Below are 1,693 nucleotides of genomic sequence, written 5' to 3'. Positions count from 1 at the left end.
CTGCCAGCACCGAGTAGCCGTCGTTGGCCAGGTAGTAGGCGTCGTACGTGCCGGCGCCGTTCAGCTTGGTCGTGGAGAGGGTGACCGCGCCGCTCTGGTTCGGCGTGTAGGACCAGGTCAGCGCGGACTGGGAGCCAGGGGTCACGCCCGCGGGGTAGATGCCGACCCAGTTCTTCGCGCCGGCCTGCGAGGCGTTCGGCACGGCGTAGCGGAGAGTGACGTTGCCGCCGTTCGCCACCGCGTTCAGGGTGCCGGTGAGCGTCGGCGTGGCCGCCGTGGACGGCGCGAAGGCGGCGTTGAGGGGCGTCGCGTAGGTGTCGTTTCCGGTCAACCCCGGCAGGCCGAGGGCGGCTTCCATGGTGCGGCCGATGCCGTAGTGGTCGTAGTGCAGCGGGCTGCTGGTCCCGGCCGGGACGGTGCCCTGCGAGCCGACGACGACGGTGGCGACGTGGTTGTAGGCCTCGTTCTGGCTCTCGTCCCAGGTCAGGAGGAGCAGGGAGCGCTCCTGGGTCCAGGCCGGGGAGGAGAGCACGGGGGCGAGGGTCTGCTTCAGCCAGCCGTCCTGCACTTTCAGGCTGGTGGCGCTGCCGTTGCCGGAGGCCTCGCCGTCGTAGTAGTCGTCGGCGGCGATCCAGGAGAAGTTCGGCGTGGTGGCCGCGGACCGCAGGTCGGTGGTGAGCTGCGAGGTGTCGAAGAGGTGCGCCGCGCAGCGGGCCGGATTGCCGCTGACGTTCGTGTAGTTGATGAACGGCGCGTCGTCGGGCATGTAGTAGCTGTCGTAGTTCTTGTTCGTGTTGCAGGGCGTGCCCATGCCCTGCTCGTAGGCCTTCCAGGTCTTGCCGGCCTCCTCGATCGTGTCGCCGAGGTGGCGCTGGGGGGAGTTGATGTTGGGCCAGTAGGTGGCGCCCTTGGTGTAGGTGTCGCCGCCGGCGATGGCGAGGTAGTTCTCGTCGCTCGGGTGGTAGACGGCGCGGGCGTCGGTGAGGGTGGCGCCCTGGGACATCAGGCTGTGGATGAACGGCGTGTCCGCCGGGTCGTTCATGATCTGGGAGTAGTCGGTGTTCTCCATCATGACGACGAACACGTGGTCGTAGCCCGGCACGGCGGACGCGGGCGGGGTCAGCGGCGCGGGCGCGGCGACCGGGGTGTCGAGAGTGAGCGAGAGGTTGTCCAGGTAGCCGGTCTCGTTCGAGGTGGACAGGAACTGCACCTCGACCTGGATCGAGCGGGTCCCGGCCGGGACCGCTCCGGTGGTGCTGCGGGAGAGGAACCGGGTGCTCAGGCCGCGGTCGGTCGCGGAGACGGTCGGCAGCTTCGCGGTGGCGCCGAGCGGGCGCCCGTCGGCGTCCTGGAAGTGCAGGCTGACGGTGGCGTAGCCGCTATAGGCGGCCCAACCACCGAGCCAGCCCGAGAGGTTGTAGTGCACCCCGCCGGCGTCGATCGCCGTGGCGGCCGAGGAGACGCTGACGGTCTGCGCCATCGCGCCGTCGCCGAAGTTGCCCGGCCCGAAGAAGGCCTTGCCGGGCGTGCGGCCGTCGTTCGGCAGGCCGAAGGAGCCCGCGGAGTGGCACATGACGTCGATGCCGCCGGCCTCGACCGTCCAGCCGGGGGCGGTGCTGGCGGCGCTCCAGTCGTTGGTGCAGTAACCGCCGGCCTCCGCGTCGCCGTTGACGATCAGGTTGCCGCTGCCCCC

Annotated in this window: 1 protein-coding gene; it reads right to left on the bottom strand. The window is 70.3% G+C overall.

From position 1 onward, the window contains the following. Positions 1-1,693, bottom strand: a 1,693-nt coding sequence (locus J0670_RS37435) for an alkaline phosphatase family protein (protein WP_207817235.1), incomplete at both ends; no start/stop codon positions are given.

This window comes from Streptomyces sp. FH025 (assembly GCF_017427025.1).
Classification (GTDB): Bacteria; Actinomycetota; Actinomycetes; order Streptomycetales; family Streptomycetaceae; genus Kitasatospora.
Note: the sequence above shows the minus strand (reverse complement) of the source record. Positions and strands in the feature narration are given on the sequence as shown.